Source organism: Bacillus sp. RE35 (assembly GCF_052146655.1).
In the GTDB taxonomy this organism is placed as follows: domain Bacteria; phylum Bacillota; class Bacilli; order Bacillales; family Bacillaceae_G; genus Bacillus_A; species Bacillus_A cereus.
Genome location: NZ_CP197377.1, coordinates 905,254 through 928,773 on the forward strand (window position 1 = coordinate 905,254; position 23,520 = coordinate 928,773).

Sequence of the window (23,520 nt, forward strand, 5' to 3'; positions counted from 1 at the left end):
TTTAATTTTATATACAAAAGTATTTGAGTAATTGTAATTAGAACAATTTTAAACGATAGAGGATGATAATAGATTGAATAATCATAGTAAAACACCTGCCTGTATATATACGTATGCATTTCGTGAGGAGGAGCGTGCTTTATGTTACTTGGAAATGCGCTCGTTCTTTGGAATGGAGTCCCATGTTAATATTTTAAAAAGTGATGTCAAAATTGACCCGAGTAGAAGTGCGTTTATGAAAGAGCGAATTGAAGTTATGTATGAAGGGGACGACTTAGAAAGCATTTTAAAACAAGTGGAACAAATTGATTTGGCGGGAGCGACATTTAAAGTTATCTTCGTTAAAATCAATGACCTCGTTGGGGAGAATAAAATTGAATACGGAGAAAGACGTCTTATTGAACGAGACCTCGGCATGCATATTGAAGGAGAAGCGGATGTTCGTAATCCAGAGCGTGTATTCGGGATTGTTCCTCTTGGAGGACGCTGGTACTTCGGGCACTATGTAGAAAGCGAACCAGTTTGGTATCATCACATAAAAAAACCGCATAGCTATTCGACATCACTTAGCACACGTGTTGCGAGATCAGTTGCAAATATCGCTGTACCAAATCCAGAGGGAGTACGAGCAATTGACCCGTGCTGCGGTATTGGAACAGTAGTAGTAGAAGCACTTTCTATGGGGATTAACATCGTTGGTAGAGATATAAATCCACTTGTAGTTCTTGGAACGAGAAAAAACATCGCACATTTCGGATTTGAAGGAACAGTAACAAAAGGTCCAATCGAGGAAATTACTGAGAACTATGACGTTGCCATTATCGATATGCCGTATGACTTATTTACGCATGCCACACCAGAAGACCAGCTCTCCATTCTTTCAAGTGCACGCCGCATCGCGAAAAAAGTAGTCGTTGTCACGATGGAAACAATGGATGACATGATCCATGAAGCAGGATTTGAAATTACAGATCGCTGTATTACAAGAAAAGGGTCATTTACTAGACAAATTCTTGTTTGTGAATAAGAAAGGAAGGTCACCCGTTCGGGTGACCTTTTTAGTGTAGTTTGATGTGTGATTGGTTGGTGGTGTAGATAGATGAATTAGCGGGATTTGTCGGTAAGTCGATATTCCATGGCAAATCGCCGATATATTGTGTTGAATCGCTGATATATTCCGAGAATCGTCGGTATCGTTACATTATAATGTTACTGTTCTTTTAATTTTTCTTGTTGTGCGATTAATAAATTGCGTAATATGTGTCCGCGGTAACTTTCTAGTTTTCGTCCTTCATGATAGCGTACGCCTAATTTTTTTAGTTCAGCTACGTACCAGCCCTTTGTTCCGTAATACATGGGATCACTTCCTTTTTGCTTTTGAACAGTATATGTTGGGGGACGAAGTAACTTTACATTGAAAATAATAATGGTAAAAGGAATTTTGCATGTGTGTACCAGTGAAATTGCAAAGTTATCGAGGTGTTTTATAACGTAACGTCCAAGCCGTGTATAAAAAAGTAGACAGTTGTATATGAATTTGTTGAAAAAAGAATACACATTGCTGAGGGGATTTGAAAAAAGTAATGCTATACGCTTTGGCATGATACTTGCGTTGGAAATAGTATCAACGTATAGGGGAGAGATTGAAATGAAGGTTAGTAAAATATATACAACGATTGATGCACACGTAGCTGGGGAGCCGCTTCGAATTATTACGGGTGGTGTGCCAAAAATAAAAGGAGAAACGCAGCTGGAAAGACGCGCCTACTGCATGGAACATTTGGATTACCTTCGTGAAGTTCTGATGTATGAACCGAGGGGGCATCACGGGATGTATGGTTGTATTATTACCCCGCCTGCAAGTGCTCACGCTGATTTTGGTGTGTTATTTATGCACAATGAAGGCTGGAGTACGATGTGTGGTCATGGCATTATTGCTGTCATTACAGTTGGAATTGAAACAGGCATGTTTGAAGTAAAGGGTGAAAAACAAAAGTTCATTATTGATAGCCCAGCAGGAGAAGTTATTGCGTATGCAACATATAACGGGAGTGAAGTAGAATCTGTATCATTTGAAAATGTCCCTTCCTTTGTATACAAAAAGGACGTTCCTATTAAAATAGATAACTATGAATTTCAAGTAGATATCGCGTTTGGAGGAGCATTTTACGCTGTAGTAGATTGTAAAGAATTTGGTTTGAAAGTTGATTTCAAAGATTTATCTGCTATTCAAATGTGGGGCGGTAAAATTAAACATTATATAGAGAGCAAAATGGAAGTGAAGCATCCACTTGAAGAAGGTTTAAAAGGAATATACGGCGTTATTTTTTCAGATGAACCGAAAGACAAAGGTGCTACGCTACGAAATGTAACGATTTTTGCTGATGGGCAAGTAGATCGTTCTCCTTGCGGTACAGGAACTTCAGCGAGAATCGCAACTCTTTTTGAAAAAGATGCCTTACAAAAGGGAGAAATCTTCGTCCACGAATGCATTACTGATGGGAAATTCGAGGGAGAAGTATTGTCGGTAACAGTGGTAGGTACATATGAAGCTGTCGTTCCGAAAGTAACGGGGCATGCATTTATTACAGGGTTTCATCAATTCGTTGTAGATCCGAGAGATGATTTGAAACGGGGATTTTTGTTAGGATAAAGTGAAACTTTAATCAGTGGAGGGGTTCCCCACTGATTATTAGTTGAACCAATCGGGTTTTTACGGGCAGTTGATCTCCCGTGTAACTTCTTTGTCCAACCGAATTTTTAGATGGGAGTCTTACTGCCCGTTAATACGGGATAGAAGGAGGAGGTGGAAAGATATGCTAGTTATAAGCGCGAACGAACAAAGAAACTTAGTAAATATGAATGAAGTTATTGAATACGCGGCGCTTGCTTTAAAAGAATTTTCCGCAGAAAGAACGATTACACCAATAAGAGGCTCATTACCATTTGCGAACGAGCAAAATACGGCATTAATTATGCCTTCAGTAGCGGAAGGGCTTGAGGCACTTGGAGTAAAAATAGTAACGGTAGTCCCGCAAAATAAACAGGTAGGAAAGAAAACGATCAACGGGATTGTGATGCTATTAGACTTTCAAACGGGAGAACCGCTCGCACTTTTAGAAGGATCGTACTTAACGATGATCCGAACAGGCGCCTTATCAGGAGTAGCGACAAAATATTTAGCTCGTCATAACGCAAAAACTTTATGCATTATCGGAACGGGTGAACAAGCGAAGGGAATGGCCGAAGCAATATTTGCGGTTAGAGATATCGAAAAATTCATTTTATACAATCGCACAGAAGAAAAAGCATATGCATTTGCGCAATATATACAAGAGAAATTAGGCAAACCAGCTTACGTCTACAGAGATTCAAATGAAGCAATAGGTGAAGCAGACATCATCGTCACAACTACGAACGCAACCACACCAGTCTTCTCAGAAACACTACAAAAAGGCGTCCACGTAAACGCCGTCGGCTCATTCAGACCAAGCATGCAAGAACTACCCTCACATGCCATAGCGAAAGCAAACAAAGTAGTAGTCGAATCAAAAGAAGCAGCACTAGACGAAACAGGAGACCTTCAAGTTCCGATAAAAGAAGGTCTATTCAAAGCAAACGCCATTCACGCTGAACTTGGTCAAATTATAAGCGGAGAAAAAGCTGGGCGCGAAAATGATGAAGAGATTACTATTTTCAAATCAGTTGGTTTGGCGGTAGTAGATATTATCGTTGCGAAGTATTTGTATGAGAAAGCGTTGGAGCAAGGAGTAGGGAATAAGATTGAGTTTTGAGACTGCCTTTTGGTGGTCTTTTTTGTCAGGATGGGTGTGCTAGTATTTATAATTGAAGCCTTTTAATATTATGTTGAAATATATGAATTCTGCGCGGACATCAAATCATTCATTCAATTGGTATATGAAAAAGTTGCACCTCTAATTATTAGAGATGCAACTTTTTACCATTCACGCCATTCTTCTGTTATATCTTCCTCGGATTCTAAGCCAGCTATTCGTGCTGCTGTATCGATAAATTCATAGAGATCTTCTCTTTCCATTGTTTCGATAAAATGGTCATGTTCGTCATTTAATTCATTTATGTTAAGAACAACTTCTTTAACAACATGCATTATTTCAAATTCAGTTGGATTTTTTCCCAATTGCTCTAAATTATTTATGTAAGTATCAAGAACTTTATTTGTTGCACTTATATTTTCTTCAGTAAAAAATTCTCCATCTTCATCATTCTCAATCCATTGGGTTGTTGGTTTGTTTTTTTTCAGTTCATTAAACGTCATAATATCCCCCTTAAAATGTTTTTTATCTTCAATCCCATTCTACATTTTTGATTATATATAACAACTATTTTAGAGAGATTTCTTGTAGGATTTTAGTTTTTAATTTTACTTTAATGATGGAGGTAGGGGAGTTTTCCATTTTTACGAAAAAGTTTGACTTTACATACAGGTAGTGGTAATTTAAAACTTATAAGAAAACTCGGGATTAATTCCGAGTTTTCTTATGGGTATAACTAGTTTGAGGGGGCCGAAAGATGAAACAGAAGTTATTTGCATTACCATTTGTTCTAATACTACTTATTGCATTAGCGGCTTGTTCTGGGGAAAAAGATTCTTCAAAGCAAGCGGGCACTAGTAAATCAGGGACTCCGAAAGATGGAGGAACGTTAACGATTGGTGTTAGCGATAATCCAGATACGATGAATCCGCTTTATGCGAATGATCGTGTGTCATTAACTGTGCAGCAAGCTTTATATGCGCCGCTATATCATATGGAAGACGGTAAGAAAAAGTTTGTTCTTGCTGAGAGCTTTACGCCTTCAGAAGATCAATTAACGTGGACATTGAAGTTAAAAGATAATTTGAAATGGCATGATGGTAAGAAAATTACGTCAGACGATATAGCATTTACATTCCAATCTATTTTGGATGAGAAGCAAAATAGCTCAAGTCGTGAAAACTTTATTTTTAAAGGGAAACCCCTTGAGGTGAAAAAGGTAGATGAGTTAACAACTCAATTCGTTTTACCACAAGTAAGCGCATCTTTCGAAGGTGTGATGAATGATTTCTTCCCAATTCCGAAACATGTATTTGAAGGGGAAGCAGATTTAGCGAAGAGTAAGAAAAACTTACAGCCTGTAGGTTCAGGACCGTTTAAGTTTAAAGAGTATAAATCAGATGAGTACGTTGCATTAGATCGATTTGATGATTATGTAGGTGGGAAAGCTAAATTAGACTCTATCGTATACCGCGTTGTAAAAGACCGTAATACAGCAAATGTTTCACTGCAAAATGGTCAAATCAACATGAAGATGATTGAGCCACAAGACTTTAAGAAATTAGATAGCACTGGGAACTTCTCAATGGTGACATTCCCTGAAGGTAGATTATTCTACTTATCTTATAACATGAATACGGAGCTTATGAAGAAAAAAGAAGTGCGCCAAGCAATTGCACATGCGTTAGATAAGAAAGAAATGATTAACTCAGCATTCGTTTCAGGTGAATTTGCAGAACCAGCAAATTCAATCTTAACGCCAGACGCTATGTATTATGCGAAAGATATTAAAGACTATAAGTATGATAAAAAAGAAGCGAAAGATTTATTAGCAAAAGCTGGCGTGAAAGATAAAGAAAAAGTACGTGTGATGTATGTAACGAATAATAAAATTATGGAAAGCTTAGCGTTATATACACAACAAAAATTAAAAGAAGTTGGCTTAGAAGTTGAACTAAATGCATTAGATGCTAGTGCGGCAAGTGAAAAAGGCTTAGATAAAGAGAATAAAGAATATGACATTACATTTGGTGGTTACATAATGGGACCTGAGCCAGATTCATATAAGAGCTTATTCTTAAGCAATGCTGAATACAATTATGCACGATATAAAAACGCTGATTTCGATAAGTTATGGGAAGAAGCTGCAGTTGAGACAGATAAAACAAAACGCGCAGAGCTATACCATAAAATTCAAGAGACAGCTAGAGAAGACGTACCTTATCTACCAATCGCGTATCCGAAAGCAGTTATTGCAGTAGATAAAAAGTTTGATGGATTAAAAGAAGCGAAAGCAATTCCTGTCACAATGTTTGAAGATCTATCTAAGATTTATGAAGTGAAATAAGAAACAATAAAGAAGCTGGTGGAAATCAGCTTCTTTAGCTTGAGGGGGGAAGTTTGTGTATAAAGTAATTGCGAAGAGGCTTTTAAATGCAATTCCGCTTTTATTTGTTATTTCTATTATTTCTTTTCTATTAATAAAACTAGCACCGGGGGATCCGGTTCGAAACTTTGTAACGCCAAATATGAGTCCAATTGATGTGGAGCGTATTCGCAAAAGTTTAGGACTAGATCAACCAATTTACGTGCAGTATTTTTTATGGTTAAAAAACATTTTAACAGGAAACTTTGGTTACTCACTTCAAAATCATCGTCCTGTTTTGGAACTTATCACAGAAAGATTACCTGCAACAATTGGGTTAATGGGATCATCTTTACTCGTCTCATTCGTAATCGCAATACCGCTTGGACTATTTACAGGTGTGAAAAAGAATTCATTCTTTGACCGCATTGTAAACTTTATTTCATACGTTGGTATTTCTATGCCGGTTTTCTGGTTTGCACTACTATTAGTCTACTTATTCTCTTTAAAATTGAACCTACTTCCGAGTATGGGTATGCGCACCGTTGGTAAAGACTCTGTCTGGGATATTGTGCAACACGGCATTTTACCTTGCATGGTGTTAGCGTTCCAAAACGTATCTGTTTATATGAGATATATTCGTTCAAGTACGATTCAGCAATTAGAAGAAGAATATGTACAAATTCAATATGCGTACGGCGCTTCAAAGAAAACAGTGTTATTTAATCACGTACTTCGAAATGTACTAATACCGATCATTACAATTTTCGGATTATCGATTCCAAGTTTAGTAGGTGGAGCATTTATTACGGAAACAGTATTTTCATGGCCAGGACTTGGTTCACTTGGGGTAAATGCTATTTTTAGATTTGATTATCCGATTATCATGGCAATTACATTACTATCATCATTCATGTTAATTCTCGGTAACTTAATTGCTGATATTTTATATGGCGTAGTAGATCCGCGCATTCGAATGAGGGGGTGATTTGGAATGAATAATAGGAGATTTCAAACGATAAAACATAGCTTTACGAAAAATAAGTTTGTTGCAATGGGAGTTATTATACTTGCGGTTTTAACGGTCGCATCAATTTTCGCATTCGTATCGCCGTACGATCCTAGCAAAATGTCGATTCCAGATCGCTTACAAGAACCGAGTATGAGTCATCCTTTCGGAACGGATGATTACGGAAGGGATTACTTAACGAGAGCGTTATATGGCGGACGAGTTTCGCTTGCGGTCGGTTTCCTTGCGATGGTTGTTTCTATTACAATCGGTACTGCAGTTGGAACAATTAGCGGGTATTTTGGCGGAAAGTTAGACAACTTTTTAATGCGAGTTGTTGAAGTGCTTATGTCAATTCCATCATTCTTTTTAATGCTACTATTAAATGCGTATTTAAAACCAGGAATTACGACGCTAGTTCTTATTATCGGATTACTAACATGGATGGACACCGCCCGTATCGTAAGGGCAGAAACGTTATCTGTAAAAGAGCGTGAGTACGTTTTATACGCAAAAGTATCAGGACAAAAGTCACTTATGATTATTGTAAGACATATCATTCCTAACATTTTATCAACCATTATTATCGCCGCGACATTAACGATTGCGACATCAATTTTAATGGAATCATCACTTAGTTTCCTAGGTTTAGGTATTAGAGAACCAGATTCTTCTTGGGGCAGCATGCTAAACAATGCGCAAGGATATATTGGTGAAGCTTGGTATTTAACGCTCTTCCCAGGATTTCTTATCCTTTTAACGGTACTTAGTTTTAACGTAATTGGTGAAGCATTGAAGAAAGCTTTCGCACCAAAAGGAGCCGGACATGAAAACTAAAGTGTTAAGTGAAAGGAGTGAGAAGCGTGTCTGAAAAACTACTAGAAGTGAAAAATTTAAAGACTTCTTTTTTCATAGAAAGTGGCGAAGTTGAAGCGGTTCGCGGCGTTACATTTCGCTTAAATAAAGGAGAAGTAGTCGGTATCGTTGGGGAATCTGGAAGCGGAAAGAGTGTAATGGCGAAGTCTGTTATGTCTCTCGTTATGTCACCAGGAAAAGTGAAAGAAGGGGAAATCCTTTTTCATAATGAAAACATACTTTCTAAATCTGAAAAAGAATTACGTTCTATTAGAGGAAATCAAATTTCACTTATCTCTCAAGACCCAATGTCAGCGCTGAATCCGGTCGTGAAAATTGGGAAACAAATGATGGAAGTAATTATACGTCATCAAAAAGTGAAAAAGAAAGAAGCAGAGCAAATCGCGATTAACTTGTTAAAACAAGTCGGCCTTTCGTCGCCAGAAGAAAGGGTAAAACAATATCCGCATGAACTAAGCGGTGGTATGAAGCAGCGAGTTATGATCGCAATGGCGATGTCTTGCAACCCTGACCTTCTTATTGCGGACGAGCCGACGACTGCACTTGATGTAACGATACAAGCACAAATACTAGATTTAATGAAAAACTTAAAGAACGAAACGAATATGGCGTTACTTCTTATTACGCATGACTTAGGAATCGTCGCGCAAAACTGTACGCGCGTTATCGTTATGTACGGCGGGCTTATTATGGAAGAAGGACCTGTACTTGATATTTTCCAATCGCCGAATCATCCATATACGAAAGGGCTATTAAACTCTTTGCCAAAAATAGCGAACGGCGTAAAAGAAAGACTCGCTCCTATTCAAGGTGTAACGCCAAACTTATTAAACCCGCCACAAGGTTGCCCATTCGCAGAGCGTTGCCCGCATGCGATGGACATTTGTGAAAAAGAACGTCCGCCATATTTTGAAATCGGAAACGAAAGACGTTCCATGTGCTGGTTAAACGATAAGACAGTAGGTGATTCACATGCATGAAGAAAACTTAATTGAAGTTCGGAACTTAAAAAAGTATTTTCCTATTAAAAAAGGACTATTTGGCAGGAAAACAGAGCAATTAAAAGCAGTTGATGACCTTAGCTTCACCATTAAAAAAGGTGAAACATTCGGATTAGTAGGAGAATCAGGTTGCGGAAAATCAACGACAGGAAGAAGCATCATTCGTTTACACGATGTCACTTCAGGTAACGTTTTATTCGACGGAAAAGATATCGCAAGTTTAAAAGAAAGTGAACTAAAAGAATATCGAAAAAGAATGCAAATTATTTTCCAAGATCCATACGCATCATTAAACCCGGCAATGAATGTATTCCAAATTATTAGCGAACCGATGAATATTCACGGATCTTATGAAAAAGAAGAACAAAAAGAAATCATTTTAGACCTTCTGAAAAAAGTAGGCCTAAAAGAAGAACACTTATACCGCTATCCGCACGAATTTAGCGGAGGTCAAAGACAGCGCATCAGCATCGCGCGCGCACTATCTGTAAAACCAGACTTTATCCTATGTGACGAACCAATCTCAGCACTCGATGTCTCAGTCCAAGCACAAGTCGTAAACATGCTGCAAGACATCCAAGAAGAAACAGGCGTCACATACTTATTCATCGCACATGACCTATCGATGGTAAGGCACATATCAGACCGCATCGGAGTCATGTACTTAGGAAACATAGTAGAAATTGCCGACAGCGAAGACCTATACACAAACCCGGCACATCCATACACACAAGCACTACTCTCATCCATGCCAGAACCAGATCCAACAAACATAGGAAAAGAACGGATCATCCTAGAGGGAGAAGTACCAAGCCCACTAAACTCACCATCCGGCTGCAAATTCAGAACGCGATGCAAATTCGCCACTGAAAAATGCGCGCAGGAAGTACCGAAGATGGTTGAGATTGCGAAGGGGCATCAGGTGGCTTGTCATTTGTTTTAGAGGGAGAGCACTAGGGGGACCTGGTGCTTTTTTCTTTTGCGTTGGGGTGTGGGATTGGTTGTAGACTAATGGTCAGTGATTGTTTATAGTTGCATTTCCTGTTATATAATTTTCCTTATTTTTCAACTATAATTGTAATGATATGTTAGATTGTATATTTTATCCTTAATATATTTAATGGAAGGGGGACTCTCTATGAAATTGCTTCGTTCATTTCTCATTTTCACTCTTGTTGTATTGTTAAGCGCATGTAATACAGCAACAAAAGTCACAAAGGTTCAAAAAAATGGCGAAACGACTTTAACAATTGGTTCTTTGCAGGGGTATTACGATGTACAAACGCTTAAAGCTGAAAAAGGAAATGTGGAAATTCCTTATGAGGCAGCAGTTGAAGAAGGTACGATTTTATTGCAAGTCACAAAAGATGATAAGGTCATTTATGAAGAAGAAGTCACTTCTCAAAAAGAAGGTTTGCTTTCTTTTGAAGCGCCAAAATCCGGATCATATGATTTAATTGTACGTGTGAAGGGTGAAGAAGAGAAAGCGAAAGGAATTCAAATACATACGAAGCTATGAAAAAACGGCAAGCGGAGTATACTCGCTTGCCGTTTCCATTTCCAGTTGGTTCTAGCATAACAAATGCTCATCAATTCCAAGAAGTGAACGTAAAGTAATTCCGAAGTATACAATATTTTACTTTCAGCGATGTAATCCCTAATAAAAGATTCAATAAATTTTATAATATAAATATTTAATTCTAATCATTAAAAATCCTACTTTTTCTTACTTTAATTGTTTCTAAAATATAAAGAAGAATACCTAAACCAAATATTTTTTCAGCATTAGAAATATTATTACCTAATCTAATAATCGGTACATTTAAGCCAAATCTTTCACTCCATTCTAAAGGCATATATCCCCTCTTGCAGTTTATTAATATACGATCATCCATTGTACGAAAAGACGTTTCGAAAAAATCAAATTCCACTTCTATCTCAGAAATTTTTATCTCTTTTTCATTCATCAAAGAACCACGTACCATTCCAAATCCTTGTATCATATTTTCTTTAAACATACCTACACAATTATAATTCGAATCATAAATAGCCCAATCATAATTTTCAACTTCACTTTGAAAATATGCAAGGATTTCTCCATCACTTGCTTCCAATCCAAAAACTTCTTTATTTTTTAAAATAGGTAATGTTGAAGAAATCATCTTTGTTCCTGCTACATATCTTCCATCAGGAGTATATAAACCTAAATGTTTATTATTGCCGGGTAATTCTAACAAAACATAAGTATCAATATCCCAAAATGTTAAATCATTTTTAATTATATTTTTTTCTAGTAAATTTCCTTTTCTTAATTGCCAAAATCCAATACTAAAAAATACAAGAGAAGCTATAATAATTAAGATTACTGGTCCCCAATTAATATTACCCCAAGTATTATACATACCAATTAATCCATAAAGAAAAAGCCCAGTTCCAATTAAACACTTCAACTTTCCCTTTTTTTTATAATACTCAAATAATTCCACATAAACACCTCTATCAGTTGGTCTTAATATTTCAATTACCTTTCAAATAGGGGGCACATTACCGAAAGTGAAAAATTGTATGCTAAGGGTGTAAAAACCTATTATAGCAGGTTTTATAGACGTTATATTTACCTTTATAATAAAAGAGGACGTGGAGTAACTTGATTATTCTTAATCATTCGACAAGATACAACAATTTAAGATCATATTTTTTGCTATGATAAGTAAGAAATTTACATATCGTGTTATTGGGGGATAAAAAGAGATGTTGAAAAAATTTACTACATGTATTTTAGGTGGCGCTTTAGTATTCAATTTATCTGGTTGCGGCAATACATCCGACAAAACTTCTTCAGAATCTAAAGAAACCAATTCTAAACAAGAAGAAAAGAAAGTGCAAACAACTGATGAGGCGAAAACGAAAGAGAATACAAAGCAGAAAAATACAGAACAAACAAAAGAGAAATCAAAAATAAAAGAAAAAGAGTATGCTGTAAACAAGGATTTTCATACACCTAAATTTGATGTAACTGTAAAAAGAGTTGTAGAAAGAGATAAGGTTGGTAAAGAGAGTATAGGATTCCAAAAACCTGAAGATGGACATGTCTTTATTGTTGTAGAAGCAGAAGGGAAAAATATCACAAACGAACCGATGAAATTAGCCGTTTTACCATCAGTGGATTTAGTGGATGAAAATGATAATGCTTATCAAAGTGATGTGTTAGCAGCTAGTAGTTATGCGGTTGAAAAAGGTGAGACCTCTAGTATTACTAAGGAATTAAAACCAGGGGAGGTAAAGAGACAAAATAAAGTTTACGTGATTAATAAAGAAAAATTTGATACAGGAAAGTGGTATGTAGTTGTTAACCATGAGTATAAGGAACAAATTAAATAGTGTTTATTTATGAAGAGGAGATGGCTCCTCTTTTTTTTTACAAGTTAACACAGAATTTCGTTATAATGTAGAAATTTAATGTTTTCGAAAAAAAGAATTGACTTCTATATTAGTTGTAACTAAAATAGTTACATAAAGATGTAATCAATTTAGTTACAACTAATATCTGCTAAAAATATAATTTATATATTTAATTAAGGATGGTGGTCCATACGTTGCTACCCGGTGTAGAAAGTTACTAACACATTCAAATCAATGCATATTCCAAGCTTTAGTATTTTCTGTTACGGGGCAATAAGGTGCAACGTTATCTTTTGTTAAAAACCTTGGTGGATCTTTCTTTGGAAATATTAGTTTTGGGGAAATATAGTAAGGTATCTAAAAAAAGAACAAGGTATAAAAAGATGTACTTATATAAATCAAAAATTTAGTTGAGCTGGATAATAAAAAAAAAGGTAGGAGATTTAAATGGAGACGAAACAAGATAACCTTATTTACGTATGGGATGCATATTGTGGATGGTGCTATGGTTTTTCAGAAAGTATTAAAGGATTTTACAAAAAACACACTGAAGTGCCATTAACGGTTTTATGTGGAGGGTTATTTTTAGATAATTTACCAATGAAAAACTTTTCATATATAGAAGAAGGAAATAAAAGAATTAATCAACTTACAGGTGCTGAATTTGGTCCTTCCTATCAAAAATTGGTGGAGGAAGGGACTTTTAAAATGAATTCGAAAGATGCTGCAATTGGTTTTTCAGCTTTACGCTCATTAGCGCCAGACCGTTTATTAGAATTCACTTCGGCTATGCAAAAAGCGTTTTATTATGAGGGCCAAAGTCTGAGTGATCCAGAAACATATCGCAAAATTGCAATCGAGCATGGTTTGGACCCTGAACAAGTATTAGAACGTTTAAACGCTCAAGAAACAATAATAGATGTCCAAAATGATTTCAATAAAGTTCGACAGCTTGGTGTTAATAGCTATCCTTCCTTACTTTTACAAAAGGATAATCAAATTATTCCTATTGGTGGTGGCGTAATGACGCCGGATAAAATTGAAGCGCGTTTTAAAAATTTATATTAAGAAAATTTAGGATATAGTAGCAAACATGTTATCTTAAGCCACCTGACATTTATCTCCGGAATATTCGCCAGTACTATTACACTTTCAGATAAATGGGAGTGGGAGATTTTATCCCGCTTTAACGGGCAGTAAGACCCCCACCTCAAAATTCAGTGGAAGCAAAGAAGTTAGGTGGGGGATCAACTGTCCGTAAAAGTCCGATTGGTGTGGGCTAATAATCAGTGGGGGATGAACAAAACCCCCACTGATTAAAGTTTCACTTTATCGGAACAAGATAAAAATATGATAATTAGTTCATAACTTTAACAAAAGGAGAATAACATACTATGTTTACAACAATCGATACAAATCAAAAAGATGTGAAATTAACGGTGTTTAGTTCGGACGAAAAAAGCTTTATGGTCACAGCAACATTAGTTGAGAAAGCAGGACATGCATTTTTAATAAACTCAAAATTTACTCAGTCTGATTCGAAAGAAATTGTTGAGTATCTGAAAAAAAATAACTTATCTTTAGATAAAATCTTTATTATTCATGGGGATCCAGACTACTACTTTGGATTAGAGAGCATTAAAGCCGTTTACCCAGAAGCTATAGCGTATGCAACAGAGTCTACTGTTGAACATATCGTTCATTCTGTCTTAGGGAAATTAAAAGTTTGGAAAGACGCCCTTGGAGAAAATGCACCAAGTAACGTGGTATTACCTCAAGTATTTAAAGAAAAAGCGATTGATTTTCAGGGGTTAACATTTGAACTAGTAGGCTTAGATCATTACAGAACTAGCCTATTTAATAAAGAACTAAAAGTATTAATTGGTGGTATCGATGTATTTAACGAAATACATGTATTCTTAGCGGATACTAGCTCAAAAGCGGCTATGGAGGCATGGATTGAGAACTTGAAAGTATTACAAGCATTACATGCTGACATAATTGTGCCTAGCCATGGATCAATCGAAAAATCCCTAAATAATCAAGCACTTACTGCGACAATGGATTATCTAAGAACGGCGGTTCAAGCTTCTGAGGAAAGTGGAACTTCAAAAGATTTTGTGGCAAAACTTGAAGTAGCATATCCAGGCTATGCAAATAAAGGTGTATTAGAATTAAGTGCAAAAGTTGTAACAAAAGAAATGCCTTGGGGTTAATGATATGAATAAATATCAAAAACTATTACATGAAACGTATGTGTTAACTGGCGAAGGGAAATTGGATACGTTCAAAACGTATTTAAGTGAAAATGTATCTTGGACAGAAGCTGCTGGGTTTCCATATGCAGGTACTTATATAGGTCCAGATGAAGTAGTGAAAAACGTACATGAACGTCTTGGCACAGAATGGGATGACTATAGCGCTAAAGATGAAATTTATGCTTTTAATAACAATACTGTTATCGTGTATGGAAAATATAGTGGGACATATAAAGCTACAGGGAAATCGTTCATAGCAGATTTTTGTCACCTTTATAAGTTTGATGAGAACGATAAGGTTAAGAAGTTTATTCAAATTGTGGACAGTGCAACTGTTAATGAGGTATTAAGTTAGAGTTAATCGTTTCTAATATGCCTTGTATAGGGGGAGGTTAGGATAAATGAAATTCCTAACATTACCCCTGACATTACATTTTTGGGAAGGTTTCTCCTTCTTCAAACTTTTTATAGAAGAAAACTTATTTAAGTAGAAGAGGTAGGTATATATGAAATTAGAGAAAAGTTTAATCATAACAATTATTTCTGTATTTATTTTAGGAGTAGTTTCGACTTTGGTATATCAAGCTTCCACCGGTAATAACAAAGGAAACTCAATAAAGAGCGAGAATGTTGCTTCTGTATCAAAAGAAGTGAAAGAAAATGAAAAGAATAAAAAGATGGTAGTTGATTTCTATAATGAAGTTTTTAACAAACATAATATCGATATTATCCCTAAATATGTTAGCGAAGATTATAAGCAACATAATCCTTTTGTTGCTGATGGACGAAAAGCCTTCATGGATTTCTTTAAGGATGATTTTGTTAAAAATCCTAATTCCTCTGCAGAGATTAAACGTGTAGTAGCTGAAGGGGATACAGTTGCTCTTCATGTACATTCTCGTACTAATTCTCAAGATAAGGGAGTTGCTATAGTGGATATATTTCGTATCAAGGATGGAAAGATTGTTGAACACTGGGATGTAATTCAAGAGATTCCAAGTGAAGCAGCTAATGATAATACGATGTTTTAGATAGAAGATATATTTAATAGTTGTTTAATTGATAGTGCTGTATAGAATTTGGAAATTTAGATAATAAGTTATCAAATTTGGAAAACATTTAAAAATAGCATATTAAATGATGGCACAAATTAATACGAAATAGCTCTTTAATAAAAAATCCTACTCATTAAAAAATGAATAGGATTTTTTATTAAAGAATAGTGCTAATTTTGTGGTTCGGCACCATCTAAATTTGGAAACCATGAAAGTATAGGTACTCTATATCCACGTAAAGTAAAATCGTAATTTTTTCCTTCTTTTATGTTTGCTTGCAGATCCACTGAATGAAACTTCATCATAAGAAGGCTATCCTCATTAGAAATAACTTTTTTGGTTCCATTTTTTTGCTCAACCTAGTACAATCTCACCAATATAAAAAAGGACCACCATTACTGGCAGTCCTTTTTTGGTAGTTTTAGAAATTAAATTATAACATATTAATATACAAATTTTAAATATGATTTTCCAAAAGATACTATAAGTTTTTTATAATTCTTGATTTCTTAATTTTCATTGCATGATGAATTTTCTTATAAGTATTAACAACTAACAATAAAATTATCAATCCAATAGATTATTAGAAAAAACTGGTTATCTATATAATCATTTGGTAAAATATAGATATAATTTAAGAGGGTAAAGTTAATATAGATCAACTAAGTAATGCTAAGAAAATGTTTTATTGCATAAAAAAAGGCTCCATTGCTGGAGCACTCAAAATAAACAAACGAATTAAAACAAGAAACAGACAATTTAACTATATAGATAAAACATAAATAAATCTATATATATGTAAAAATGCATATAAAAACTCTATTTATTGATGCTATAATAGGTTTACTCGATGATTGTTATATTTTTTTATGGTTTTTAAGCAATAAATACCTTCTTAACACCAAGTGTACAAGTAAAAGAAGACATCTTAAGCGATGTCTTCTTTTCTTATATAATAACAACACAATAAAATTAAGATGGTTCAAGTCGGCGGAAGGCACCTTTGGGTGTCTTTTTGTATGGATCGAAACAGAAGAGAAAAATAATCTTTAATCATATATATGGCTTTATATTCACTCAGCTCTTGTTTCTTCTTTGTGAGAAGTAATTTCCGCATTTGAAACATAATAGAGGAACAGAGTAGAATGGCAATCAATTGTCCATACAAATGGCATTCCAATCGTTCTCGTTTTATTTTTTTGCAATGATGAATGTGAAAGAATGATTTCCACGTTTTAAATAAAATTTCAATTTGCCAACGTAAAGAATACCAATCATGTACTTGTCCCATTGGGACAATATCTGTAGGGGTGTTTGTCATATATACATTGATACCACTGAGTCGTTTACTACGAGGAGAATACTTCATTCCTTTCTTTTTTTCTCTTACAGTTTGATCTTGTAATCGTTTTTGTTGTTGTTCTTTTGTTAGCCGATGAACAATCACGCGAGTTGGGACTTTATCAGTCATTCCTACAAAATCGTCGAATATTTCACATGTTTGTCCTGGCTGAAGAGAGTTCATTAAGACCTCCATATCTATCTGTATATACTCTGTCCCTTTTTTGATTCTTCCATCTTGAAAATAATCAGGGGTGGAATTTTTTTGATAAATACGTGTATTTGACTTAATACGAGAGATATAGTAAGCCTTTTTATCTTGTATATATTGAAGGTCTTTCAAATGAAAATAACCTAAATCTCGAATACATAAATCATTCGCTGCCACAGTTGGGGCACACAGAGAACCGTAGGTCCGATCATGTTGTTTCCCCGAACCTGTATGAATATGTAGGAACTGTCCACTTAATAAATCATATTCAAGTTGAATCTTCACCCCCGCTGTATGGCTGCATCCTCCTGCACCTGGATAAACAGATGAAAATACATCGGGAAGTTGAATGCAGTTGAATCTAAAATACGGATACGTTTGAAAATAGAGGTGTATGGAGAAGAAATCAGCTTAGTTGAAGATAACTTTTGATTGAGAAGTTCGGCTAACAATTGTTGTAGAAATTGCACGGCTGTGGCATTAAATCGTTGATTCAGTCCTTCCGGACTGATAAGTAATTCTGTTGATGCTTCTAAACAGCTACATAACTGAGTTAAAGAGGTTTTAGCGACATTTTGACTCATCCATACACATAAAGCAACTAAATCTTTTGCTTGGTACTTACTGGTTCGTTGCACAAAACCAACATCTCTAGCAAGATTTCGTAAGATATTTGGAGATAAGAAGCTTTGAACTTCTTGAGCAAATAGTTGTAATTCATCAGAGACAGAAATAGACATACAAAAACGCCATCCTTTCCAATGATTCTACAGAAAGCATAGCGTATTTTTATATTTGTGAGATAGTTTTAGAGACAAAAATAATAGAAATGGAAAAAAAGAAAAGATGAACGCAATCTATATACGTCTTAATGCAAAATATATATTGCATTAATGTTACTTATAATTTAATATATAGAATATAGGATGGGAAGTATAAAGATTATCTTTACAAACGGGGTGTATTTAATGTCAGTAAGCAAAATAAAAATTGCAAGAACAGAAAAGGGGCTAACTCAACAAGAATTAGCTGTGCTTGTAAATGTTACTCGACAAACCATTGGTCTTATTGAACTTAATAAATATAATCCATCTTTAAAGCTTTGCATTGATATAGCTAAATCACTCGATAAAACTTTAGATGAATTATTTTGGGAGGAAAAATAGAATGGAAAAACTAAAAAATTTGTTTTCACTCAGTACACATTCAGATGAAAGAATTCAGCAAATTGAAATGAAAATTTGGGCCCAATCTGGAATTGTGGTTTTATTGCTAGCCTTCATTGATTTAATAATAAGGGGCGTATACTTACAAAGACCGTTTCTAGAATGGGCTACAGCACTTGGTATCATTATCTGTTATATGGTATTCTTCTTTATTAGATCCATTTTAGCTGGTGTTTACGAACCAGAAATCGATAACAAGGAAAAATTAAAACGAAAATTAAAAGATAAATTATCTTATACCCTTATTTTATCTTTTTCTGGTGTAGCATACACTACATATCATAATCAATTACCTCAAGATATTGTTGGATGGATCTTAGTATGTATAAAATTCATTCTACTTGTTACTATTTTGTTTGGTATTCAATATTTTATTACTATATTAGCATGGAATAAATCCAATAAAATTCAATAAGTATAGACAAAAAAGCTTATCTTTTAGCACATAATGATAAGCTTTTTATTATTTTTTTCATCTCTTTTTCGTTTTAGGGGGTATTTTGTTTTGTTAGCTTGATAGCGATGGGGCAGCACCACATTGCTATCAAGTTAAAAAATTTTTTCACCCAAAACAAAAAAACGAGCTGAATTCAGATAAATAACTATGGAAGAAAACAAAAACTTAGGGTTAAAGAACTTGTGATGTATGACTATATTGGCTGTTTTTATCCAGAAGAATACATTAATCCTGATTATACATTTGTAGGATTGCTTAATTGAATAGGATCTAGAAACAGGTGATTTTCAAATTTTGATAAAACTAGCAATCTCCACGCCGAAATTGGTTAAATTATAAGGGGGAAAAGCTGGTCACGAAAATGATGAAGAGATTACTATTTTCAAATCAGTTAGTTTGGCTGTAGTAGATATTATCGTTGCGAATTATTTGTATGGGAATGCGGTGGAGTGCGGGATGGGGAATAGGATTGAGTTTTGAGACTGCCTTTTGGTGGTCTTTTTCGCATGAAATCTTGTAAAGCAAGAAAAATTAGGATATTTAATGATTAGAATTGAATATTCATATTCTAATATTCAATAGAAAGATAAAACGTTTAAAAGTTCAGAATAATAGATTATAATATGTTTAGTAAAATTAACCAATATATATTTTGCTCATTATGTATTAAAGGGGAAATGAAAATGGCTGGACAAATTCGTATGTCACCAGAGGAGCTTAAATCGAAAGCGGCACGATATGGACAAGGTGCAAATCAAATTGAGGACATTTTAAGTCAACTACAAAACTTACAAAATGAATTAAGAGGAGAATGGGAAGGTCGTGCTTTTGAAGGTTTTGACCAACAGTTCAATCAATTAAAGCCAAAGGTACAAAACTTTGCACAGCTATTACAAGAAATTAATATGCAGCTGAATAAAACTGCAGAGGCTGTTGCTTCTCATGATGAAGAATTATCACGTAATTTCGGTTTGAAATAAAAATTGTCATACTCTATATAACAAGCATTTTAAATGAGCCATACAGCTTATATTGTATGGCTCATTTGATTGCATGCCTAGAGCGAGTGATATTGATAGGGATATATATTTAATGAGATTTCTTTGATGCATTTGGAAAACTTATAGAAAGGGTTTGAAAGAATGGGACAATTTCAAAGTAATTTACAAACAGCAACGCAAATTGCTACGAAAATGGGATCAGCCTCTGATAGGATTCAAAGTGCAACAAGTCGTTCCATAACAAAAGCGACGCGTACAACATTATCTGTTAACTTCAAAGCACAAGAAGCGAATCAGCAAGTTTTAGACTTGACGAAACAATTTTCCGCTGCCTTTCAACAAGCGGTTGATAATATTCATTCGGTATCTAATGAATTTGAGAGAATGGATAATGAACTTCACAACACTTTTCGCTAATGTGACAACCTACGTAAAGTAAAATAGTAGGAGGAAAAAGATGAGTCAACATATTGAAAAACAAATTAATCAAGTAAATCAAAAGTTACGAAGTGTATTTGAAGAACAAGACCGAAATCAATCTGCGATTCAAAAACAGGAAAAAGTAGAAGAAGATTTTCATGTATGGAAGAATCAAAACCATCGTTTGTTTGATCGTATTTTAGGAACTTGGCATAAAGATAGAGAAATGTCATTGTTTTTTATGGATATTCGTCAAGAAGCACAATACATCGAACGAAAACTTACATTTGAATTGGAAAGCCAAAAAGAAACATTGTTTAAAGAGAGACGAGATCTTAGTGATTTAGAAAATAATCTTTCATATCAGCAACAACAATTAGTAAAGGAGGCTAATTCATGAGTTTAAATATGTATTTGGGAGAAGTACAAAACCAAACTCAAAGTATGAATGCTGTATGTACGGCCACCATTCAAGGTATGGAACAAGCAATTCAGTCGATTGATGCTTTTGCAACTGATACTGTGTTACAGGGGCAAACATATAGCAGTGCAAAAGCATTTTTTGTACAAACTTTTCGACCTTTGGCACAAGGAATCATTTATTTGTGTGAAGAATTAATCCGTCAGAATGGTGCTTTTCCAAGTCAATTTCAATCACAAGTCGCTTCCACAGATGTAATTGAACAAGAGATATTAGAACAAATTCGGGAAATTGACCGAATGAAAACAAGTATGGAAGCTGTCAATCAAGCTATGCCAATGCCGGGTATGGATGCCATGGTAAATCTTTTTATTGTTATGAGGCAAAAACTGCAAGAAAAGCTGGATCATTTGTATCAATTCAATCAGAACTCTAGTAATAACTATAGTACAGCACTTCAATTAGCAACTAGTATTGCTGCAGGTCTTGCGGAAGTTCAGAGTGGGAAAGGGTTTAATGCTTTAACAGGGATATTTAGTGTGAAAGAATTAAATATGGAATGGACAGTAGCTATTCAAAAAAAATCAGAAGATAAAGTTCATGCTGTTCAAATTGAAAAAGAAGCTGTTAAAAATGATTGGTTTTTGATGGATTCAAAAGTGGTAATGGAAACAGCTACTGGATTAGGTGCTACTGGATTAGGTGCTACTGGATTAGGTGCTACTGGATTAGGTGCTACTGGATTAGGTGCTACTGGATTAGGTGCTACTGGATTAGGTGCTACTGGATTAGGTGCTACTGGATTAGGTGCTACTGGATTAGGTGCTACTGGATTAGGTGCTACTGGATTAGGTGCTACTGGATTAGGTGCTACTGGATTAGGTGCTACTGGATTAGGTGCTACTGGATTAGGTGCTACTGGATTAGGTGCTACTGGATTAGGTGCTACTGGATTAGGTGCTACTGGATTAGGTGCTACTGGATTAGGTGTTACTGGATTAGGTGCAGCTGGATTAGGCGCTGCTGGATGGATTATTAATAAAGTTAATTTACAATCAATAACTGATGTGCTAAGTACGAAGTCTAATGAACAATATTTATATAACCATGAAAGTGGTCCATTATATGCTAAAGCTATAGGTGGTGAATTGAAAGCTGGAGCAATTGCTGGTGGAAGTGCTTCATATAATACTGTTAAAGTAGGTATTGAAGGTGGAGTAGATGTTAATGGAAGAAAATTAAAAGGAGAAGCTAGTTTAAGTATGGCGAATGCAGAAGTTTCTGCTAAAATAGATAAAAATGGATTTGAACTTGGTGCAGAAGCTTCTTTAGCAAAATATGAAGCGGGTATTGATATACCTATACCATTTACAGATCATGATTTGCATATTGGAGGTTCAGCTTCACTTGGACAAGCCGGTGGAACTGTTAAGGTAAGTTCAAGTGGGTTTAAAGTAAATCTTCCTTGGGGGCCTGGAGCAAGTCCTGTGGGTACAGGTGTTGAAATAGAGATAAAGTAAAGGAGTATTTTTAATGACTTTAGAAGGTTTGAAAAAAGTTTTAACAATTCTTTTTGTTATTTGTTTTTTTGGTACAATTATTTTTACATTGTTTGATGTTACATATAATTTTAAGGAAAAAATGATTTTTTCTTTAATATATTTAATTACAATTCCTATCAGTTTTTTAGTTTTATATAAAATAGGGAAAATTTTCATTAAATAAAGAGGTGAATTATTGTGGGAAAAATAGAAAAGGATACATTACTTCCAATAGGTTCGGTTGTGAAATTTAAAACATGGGAGCAACCTTTGATGATATATGGTAGAAAACAGGAAGATTCAAAAACTAAGGAAACTTGGGATTATGTGGCTTGTTATTATCCTATTGGAAATGTTTCAACTGAATATAATATGTTTTTTAACCATGAATACATATCAGAAGTTATTTTTACTGGTTACATAAATGAGGATGAAATTAAGTTGCGTGAAGATTTGAAATAATAATTTGAAATTTATAACTATAATAAAACATATATATCTTAATGGATATAATTTTTTATTATAGTTATTTTTATAAGTTTAATGGTGAAAATTTTATTGGGAATAGAAGGGGTAATGATAGTGAAAATTTTTAAAAATACAATTTTATTTGTTTTGTGTTTAGTAATTCTTAGTGGTTGTTTTACAAGAGAGGGAACTATTGTTGGTGGTAAAGTTCATGGTTCTTCAGATAGTGTATCAGGTAGTATCTCTGGAGATTATAGAAAATTTACTGGATCTGCAACTCAAGATAGGAAAGTTAAAAAAGGTGAGAATTGGATTTTTTCTTTTGATGATAAAACTAAACAAGGAACTATAATTGCTTATGTTGTGGATTCAAATGATAATACAATACTAGAGTTTAATAGTGGCGAAGGCGAAAAAAATATTAAAGTGCCTAAGGATGATACATATAAGGTTAAAATTAAAACGGAAGAACATGGTGGGGAATTTCGAATATCATGGAAAAAAGAAAAATAGTTTTTGGATTGAAAAAAGCATCTAAAGATAGATGCTTTTTTTAGTCTTTAATTAAATGGTTTTGAATTTGTATTCTGGTGAAATATATAGTAATCATGTTTTTTAAGGGAAGAATCAGCTCCAATTTAATTCAAAGAATTATTAAGTAATGTTTTTAAATC

At 34.6% G+C, this 23,520-nt stretch carries 27 protein-coding genes and 3 pseudogenes; 25 read left to right on the top strand and 5 right to left on the bottom strand.

The features are described from left to right. The first annotated feature begins 73 nt into the window (after nucleotides 1-73). Nucleotides 74-1,027 (top strand): TRM11 family SAM-dependent methyltransferase, encoded by a 954-nt coding sequence (locus ACTL4X_RS04670; RefSeq protein WP_001059319.1) that lies wholly within the window; start codon nucleotides 74-76, stop codon nucleotides 1,025-1,027. Between the two features lie 182 nt (nucleotides 1,028-1,209). Here ACTL4X_RS04670 and ACTL4X_RS04675 read toward each other — a convergent pair whose 3' ends face one another. Continuing rightward, complete coding sequence (locus tag ACTL4X_RS04675) at nucleotides 1,210-1,440, bottom strand: YflJ family protein (protein ID WP_100910561.1); 231 nt, start codon at nucleotides 1,438-1,440, stop codon at nucleotides 1,210-1,212. A gap of 208 nt (nucleotides 1,441-1,648) precedes the next feature. Here ACTL4X_RS04675 and ACTL4X_RS04680 point away from each other — a divergent pair, with 208 nt between their 5' ends. Both ACTL4X_RS04680 and ACTL4X_RS04685 read left to right on the top strand, forming a co-directional pair. Beyond that, nucleotides 1,649-2,653 carry a proline racemase family protein gene (locus ACTL4X_RS04680; protein WP_078385741.1) on the top strand — a complete coding sequence of 335 codons (1,005 nt, stop codon included), beginning with the start codon at nucleotides 1,649-1,651 and terminating at the stop codon, nucleotides 2,651-2,653. 163 nt (nucleotides 2,654-2,816) lie between these two features. Then, complete coding sequence (locus tag ACTL4X_RS04685; RefSeq protein ID WP_078385740.1) at nucleotides 2,817-3,794, top strand: ornithine cyclodeaminase family protein; 978 nt, start codon at nucleotides 2,817-2,819, stop codon at nucleotides 3,792-3,794. Between the two features lie 164 nt (nucleotides 3,795-3,958). Here ACTL4X_RS04685 and ACTL4X_RS04690 read toward each other — a convergent pair whose 3' ends face one another. Next, nucleotides 3,959-4,297: a hypothetical protein gene (locus ACTL4X_RS04690; RefSeq protein ID WP_086401404.1), complete on the bottom strand. Its 339-nt coding sequence runs from the start codon at nucleotides 4,295-4,297 to the stop codon at nucleotides 3,959-3,961. A gap of 254 nt (nucleotides 4,298-4,551) precedes the next feature. On the opposite strand from ACTL4X_RS04690, the gene ACTL4X_RS04695 reads away from it, so the two are divergent. From ACTL4X_RS04695 to ACTL4X_RS04720, 6 genes are all read left to right on the top strand, one after another. Continuing rightward, on the top strand, nucleotides 4,552-6,141 hold the full coding sequence (locus ACTL4X_RS04695; RefSeq protein WP_151639779.1) for an ABC transporter substrate-binding protein: 1,590 nt from the start codon (nucleotides 4,552-4,554) through the stop codon (nucleotides 6,139-6,141). Between the two features lie 55 nt (nucleotides 6,142-6,196). After that, nucleotides 6,197-7,147: an ABC transporter permease gene (locus ACTL4X_RS04700; RefSeq protein WP_000278778.1), complete on the top strand. Its 951-nt coding sequence runs from the start codon at nucleotides 6,197-6,199 to the stop codon at nucleotides 7,145-7,147. Nucleotides 7,148-7,153: 6 nt separating this feature from the next. Continuing rightward, entirely contained in the window at nucleotides 7,154-8,005 is an 852-nt protein-coding gene (locus ACTL4X_RS04705) for an ABC transporter permease (RefSeq protein ID WP_001065285.1), read from the top strand. A gap of 26 nt (nucleotides 8,006-8,031) precedes the next feature. Beyond that, entirely contained in the window at nucleotides 8,032-9,024 is a 993-nt protein-coding gene (locus tag ACTL4X_RS04710; protein WP_001291146.1) for an ABC transporter ATP-binding protein, read from the top strand. After that, entirely contained in the window at nucleotides 9,017-9,988 is a 972-nt protein-coding gene (locus ACTL4X_RS04715; protein WP_048538046.1) for an ABC transporter ATP-binding protein, read from the top strand. The genes ACTL4X_RS04710 and ACTL4X_RS04715 overlap by 8 nt, the downstream gene beginning before the upstream one ends. A gap of 195 nt (nucleotides 9,989-10,183) precedes the next feature. After that, on the top strand, nucleotides 10,184-10,564 hold the full coding sequence (locus ACTL4X_RS04720; RefSeq protein ID WP_000771854.1) for a BA_1872 family lipoprotein: 381 nt from the start codon (nucleotides 10,184-10,186) through the stop codon (nucleotides 10,562-10,564). Nucleotides 10,565-10,745: 181 nt separating this feature from the next. Here the strand turns inward: ACTL4X_RS04720 and ACTL4X_RS04725 are convergent, their stop codons facing one another. After that, the gene (locus tag ACTL4X_RS04725; RefSeq protein ID WP_071740892.1) at nucleotides 10,746-11,531 is read right to left on the bottom strand and encodes an ABC transporter ATP-binding protein; all 786 of its coding nucleotides are present in this window, start codon (nucleotides 11,529-11,531) and stop codon (nucleotides 10,746-10,748) included. 265 nt (nucleotides 11,532-11,796) lie between these two features. Between ACTL4X_RS04725 and ACTL4X_RS04730 the strand changes: the two genes are divergently transcribed. From ACTL4X_RS04730 to ACTL4X_RS04750, 5 genes are all read left to right on the top strand, one after another. Further along, entirely contained in the window at nucleotides 11,797-12,426 is a 630-nt protein-coding gene (locus ACTL4X_RS04730; RefSeq protein ID WP_048538044.1) for a hypothetical protein, read from the top strand. A 468-nt stretch (nucleotides 12,427-12,894) separates the two neighbouring features. Next, nucleotides 12,895-13,515 (top strand): DsbA family protein, encoded by a 621-nt coding sequence (locus ACTL4X_RS04735; RefSeq protein ID WP_017656894.1) that lies wholly within the window; start codon nucleotides 12,895-12,897, stop codon nucleotides 13,513-13,515. A gap of 326 nt (nucleotides 13,516-13,841) precedes the next feature. Continuing rightward, the gene (locus ACTL4X_RS04740; RefSeq protein ID WP_000495451.1) at nucleotides 13,842-14,663 is read left to right on the top strand and encodes a hypothetical protein; all 822 of its coding nucleotides are present in this window, start codon (nucleotides 13,842-13,844) and stop codon (nucleotides 14,661-14,663) included. A gap of 4 nt (nucleotides 14,664-14,667) precedes the next feature. Then, nucleotides 14,668-15,060, top strand: coding sequence for a nuclear transport factor 2 family protein (locus tag ACTL4X_RS04745; RefSeq protein WP_001046381.1), 393 nt, complete (start codon nucleotides 14,668-14,670; stop codon nucleotides 15,058-15,060). 151 nt (nucleotides 15,061-15,211) lie between these two features. Beyond that, nucleotides 15,212-15,736, top strand: a complete 525-nt coding sequence (locus ACTL4X_RS04750; RefSeq protein WP_000764211.1) for a nuclear transport factor 2 family protein — start codon at nucleotides 15,212-15,214, stop codon at nucleotides 15,734-15,736. Between the two features lie 194 nt (nucleotides 15,737-15,930). Here the strand turns inward: ACTL4X_RS04750 and ACTL4X_RS04755 are convergent, their stop codons facing one another. Both ACTL4X_RS04755 and ACTL4X_RS04760 read right to left on the bottom strand, forming a co-directional pair. Next, a complete protein-coding gene (locus ACTL4X_RS04755; protein ID WP_000975273.1) occupies nucleotides 15,931-16,065 on the bottom strand; it encodes a hypothetical protein in 135 nt (44 codons plus the stop codon). A 698-nt stretch (nucleotides 16,066-16,763) separates the two neighbouring features. Further along, nucleotides 16,764-18,052, bottom strand: a pseudogene (locus tag ACTL4X_RS04760) (IS4 family transposase); the annotation flags it as partial. A gap of 228 nt (nucleotides 18,053-18,280) precedes the next feature. Between ACTL4X_RS04760 and ACTL4X_RS04765 the strand changes: the two are divergent. From ACTL4X_RS04765 to ACTL4X_RS04815, 11 genes and pseudogenes are all read left to right on the top strand, one after another. After that, nucleotides 18,281-18,478, top strand: a complete 198-nt coding sequence (locus tag ACTL4X_RS04765; RefSeq protein ID WP_000116561.1) for a helix-turn-helix transcriptional regulator — start codon at nucleotides 18,281-18,283, stop codon at nucleotides 18,476-18,478. A gap of 1 nt (nucleotide 18,479) precedes the next feature. Then, entirely contained in the window at nucleotides 18,480-18,953 is a 474-nt protein-coding gene (locus ACTL4X_RS04770; protein WP_151639782.1) for a DUF6773 family protein, read from the top strand. Nucleotides 18,954-19,126: 173 nt separating this feature from the next. After that, nucleotides 19,127-19,243 (top strand): annotated as a pseudogene (locus ACTL4X_RS04775) (DUF4176 domain-containing protein); the annotation flags it as partial. 91 nt (nucleotides 19,244-19,334) lie between these two features. Then, nucleotides 19,335-19,475: pseudogene (locus ACTL4X_RS04780) on the top strand (ornithine cyclodeaminase family protein); the annotation flags it as partial. 203 nt (nucleotides 19,476-19,678) lie between these two features. After that, entirely contained in the window at nucleotides 19,679-19,975 is a 297-nt protein-coding gene (locus tag ACTL4X_RS04785; RefSeq protein WP_000918591.1) for a WXG100 family type VII secretion target, read from the top strand. Nucleotides 19,976-20,137: 162 nt separating this feature from the next. Then, nucleotides 20,138-20,413 carry a TIGR04197 family type VII secretion effector gene (locus ACTL4X_RS04790; protein ID WP_000529667.1) on the top strand — a complete coding sequence of 92 codons (276 nt, stop codon included), beginning with the start codon at nucleotides 20,138-20,140 and terminating at the stop codon, nucleotides 20,411-20,413. Between the two features lie 40 nt (nucleotides 20,414-20,453). Next, nucleotides 20,454-20,816, top strand: a complete 363-nt coding sequence (locus ACTL4X_RS04795) for a DUF3958 family protein (RefSeq protein ID WP_441394989.1) — start codon at nucleotides 20,454-20,456, stop codon at nucleotides 20,814-20,816. After that, the gene (locus ACTL4X_RS04800) at nucleotides 20,813-22,357 is read left to right on the top strand and encodes a T7SS effector LXG polymorphic toxin (RefSeq protein WP_441394990.1); all 1,545 of its coding nucleotides are present in this window, start codon (nucleotides 20,813-20,815) and stop codon (nucleotides 22,355-22,357) included. The genes ACTL4X_RS04795 and ACTL4X_RS04800 overlap by 4 nt, the downstream gene beginning before the upstream one ends. A gap of 13 nt (nucleotides 22,358-22,370) precedes the next feature. Next, nucleotides 22,371-22,562: a hypothetical protein gene (locus tag ACTL4X_RS04805; protein WP_000171320.1), complete on the top strand. Its 192-nt coding sequence runs from the start codon at nucleotides 22,371-22,373 to the stop codon at nucleotides 22,560-22,562. 14 nt (nucleotides 22,563-22,576) lie between these two features. Further along, nucleotides 22,577-22,840: a DUF4176 domain-containing protein gene (locus ACTL4X_RS04810; protein WP_000515962.1), complete on the top strand. Its 264-nt coding sequence runs from the start codon at nucleotides 22,577-22,579 to the stop codon at nucleotides 22,838-22,840. A gap of 81 nt (nucleotides 22,841-22,921) precedes the next feature. Beyond that, nucleotides 22,922-23,359, top strand: coding sequence for a hypothetical protein (locus ACTL4X_RS04815; RefSeq protein WP_176505817.1), 438 nt, complete (start codon nucleotides 22,922-22,924; stop codon nucleotides 23,357-23,359). Nucleotides 23,360-23,520 lie beyond the last annotated feature (161 nt).

What these genes read in the sequence shown, in the direction of transcription:
- ACTL4X_RS04805 (WP_000171320.1), top strand. Translation starts at nt 22,371, where the DNA reads ATGACTTTAGAAGGTTTGAAAAAAGTTTTAACAATTCTTTTTGTTATT.
- ACTL4X_RS04790 (WP_000529667.1), top strand. Translation starts at nt 20,138, where the DNA reads ATGGGACAATTTCAAAGTAATTTACAAACAGCAACGCAAATTGCTACG.
- ACTL4X_RS04750 (WP_000764211.1), top strand. Translation starts at nt 15,212, where the DNA reads ATGAAATTAGAGAAAAGTTTAATCATAACAATTATTTCTGTATTTATT.
- ACTL4X_RS04695 (WP_151639779.1), top strand. Translation starts at nt 4,552, where the DNA reads ATGAAACAGAAGTTATTTGCATTACCATTTGTTCTAATACTACTTATT.
- ACTL4X_RS04680 (WP_078385741.1), top strand. Translation starts at nt 1,649, where the DNA reads ATGAAGGTTAGTAAAATATATACAACGATTGATGCACACGTAGCTGGG.
- ACTL4X_RS04745 (WP_001046381.1), top strand. Translation starts at nt 14,668, where the DNA reads ATGAATAAATATCAAAAACTATTACATGAAACGTATGTGTTAACTGGC.
- ACTL4X_RS04785 (WP_000918591.1), top strand. Translation starts at nt 19,679, where the DNA reads ATGGCTGGACAAATTCGTATGTCACCAGAGGAGCTTAAATCGAAAGCG.
- ACTL4X_RS04690 (WP_086401404.1), bottom strand. Translation starts at nt 4,297, where the DNA reads ATGACGTTTAATGAACTGAAAAAAAACAAACCAACAACCCAATGGATT.
- ACTL4X_RS04735 (WP_017656894.1), top strand. Translation starts at nt 12,895, where the DNA reads ATGGAGACGAAACAAGATAACCTTATTTACGTATGGGATGCATATTGT.
- ACTL4X_RS04720 (WP_000771854.1), top strand. Translation starts at nt 10,184, where the DNA reads ATGAAATTGCTTCGTTCATTTCTCATTTTCACTCTTGTTGTATTGTTA.
- ACTL4X_RS04795 (WP_441394989.1), top strand. Translation starts at nt 20,454, where the DNA reads ATGAGTCAACATATTGAAAAACAAATTAATCAAGTAAATCAAAAGTTA.
- ACTL4X_RS04770 (WP_151639782.1), top strand. Translation starts at nt 18,480, where the DNA reads ATGGAAAAACTAAAAAATTTGTTTTCACTCAGTACACATTCAGATGAA.
- ACTL4X_RS04740 (WP_000495451.1), top strand. Translation starts at nt 13,842, where the DNA reads ATGTTTACAACAATCGATACAAATCAAAAAGATGTGAAATTAACGGTG.
- ACTL4X_RS04730 (WP_048538044.1), top strand. Translation starts at nt 11,797, where the DNA reads ATGTTGAAAAAATTTACTACATGTATTTTAGGTGGCGCTTTAGTATTC.
- ACTL4X_RS04715 (WP_048538046.1), top strand. Translation starts at nt 9,017, where the DNA reads ATGCATGAAGAAAACTTAATTGAAGTTCGGAACTTAAAAAAGTATTTT.
- ACTL4X_RS04765 (WP_000116561.1), top strand. Translation starts at nt 18,281, where the DNA reads ATGTCAGTAAGCAAAATAAAAATTGCAAGAACAGAAAAGGGGCTAACT.
- ACTL4X_RS04800 (WP_441394990.1), top strand. Translation starts at nt 20,813, where the DNA reads ATGAGTTTAAATATGTATTTGGGAGAAGTACAAAACCAAACTCAAAGT.
- ACTL4X_RS04755 (WP_000975273.1), bottom strand. Translation starts at nt 16,065, where the DNA reads ATGATGAAGTTTCATTCAGTGGATCTGCAAGCAAACATAAAAGAAGGA.
- ACTL4X_RS04705 (WP_001065285.1), top strand. Translation starts at nt 7,154, where the DNA reads ATGAATAATAGGAGATTTCAAACGATAAAACATAGCTTTACGAAAAAT.
- ACTL4X_RS04815 (WP_176505817.1), top strand. Translation starts at nt 22,922, where the DNA reads ATGGTGAAAATTTTATTGGGAATAGAAGGGGTAATGATAGTGAAAATT.
- ACTL4X_RS04685 (WP_078385740.1), top strand. Translation starts at nt 2,817, where the DNA reads ATGCTAGTTATAAGCGCGAACGAACAAAGAAACTTAGTAAATATGAAT.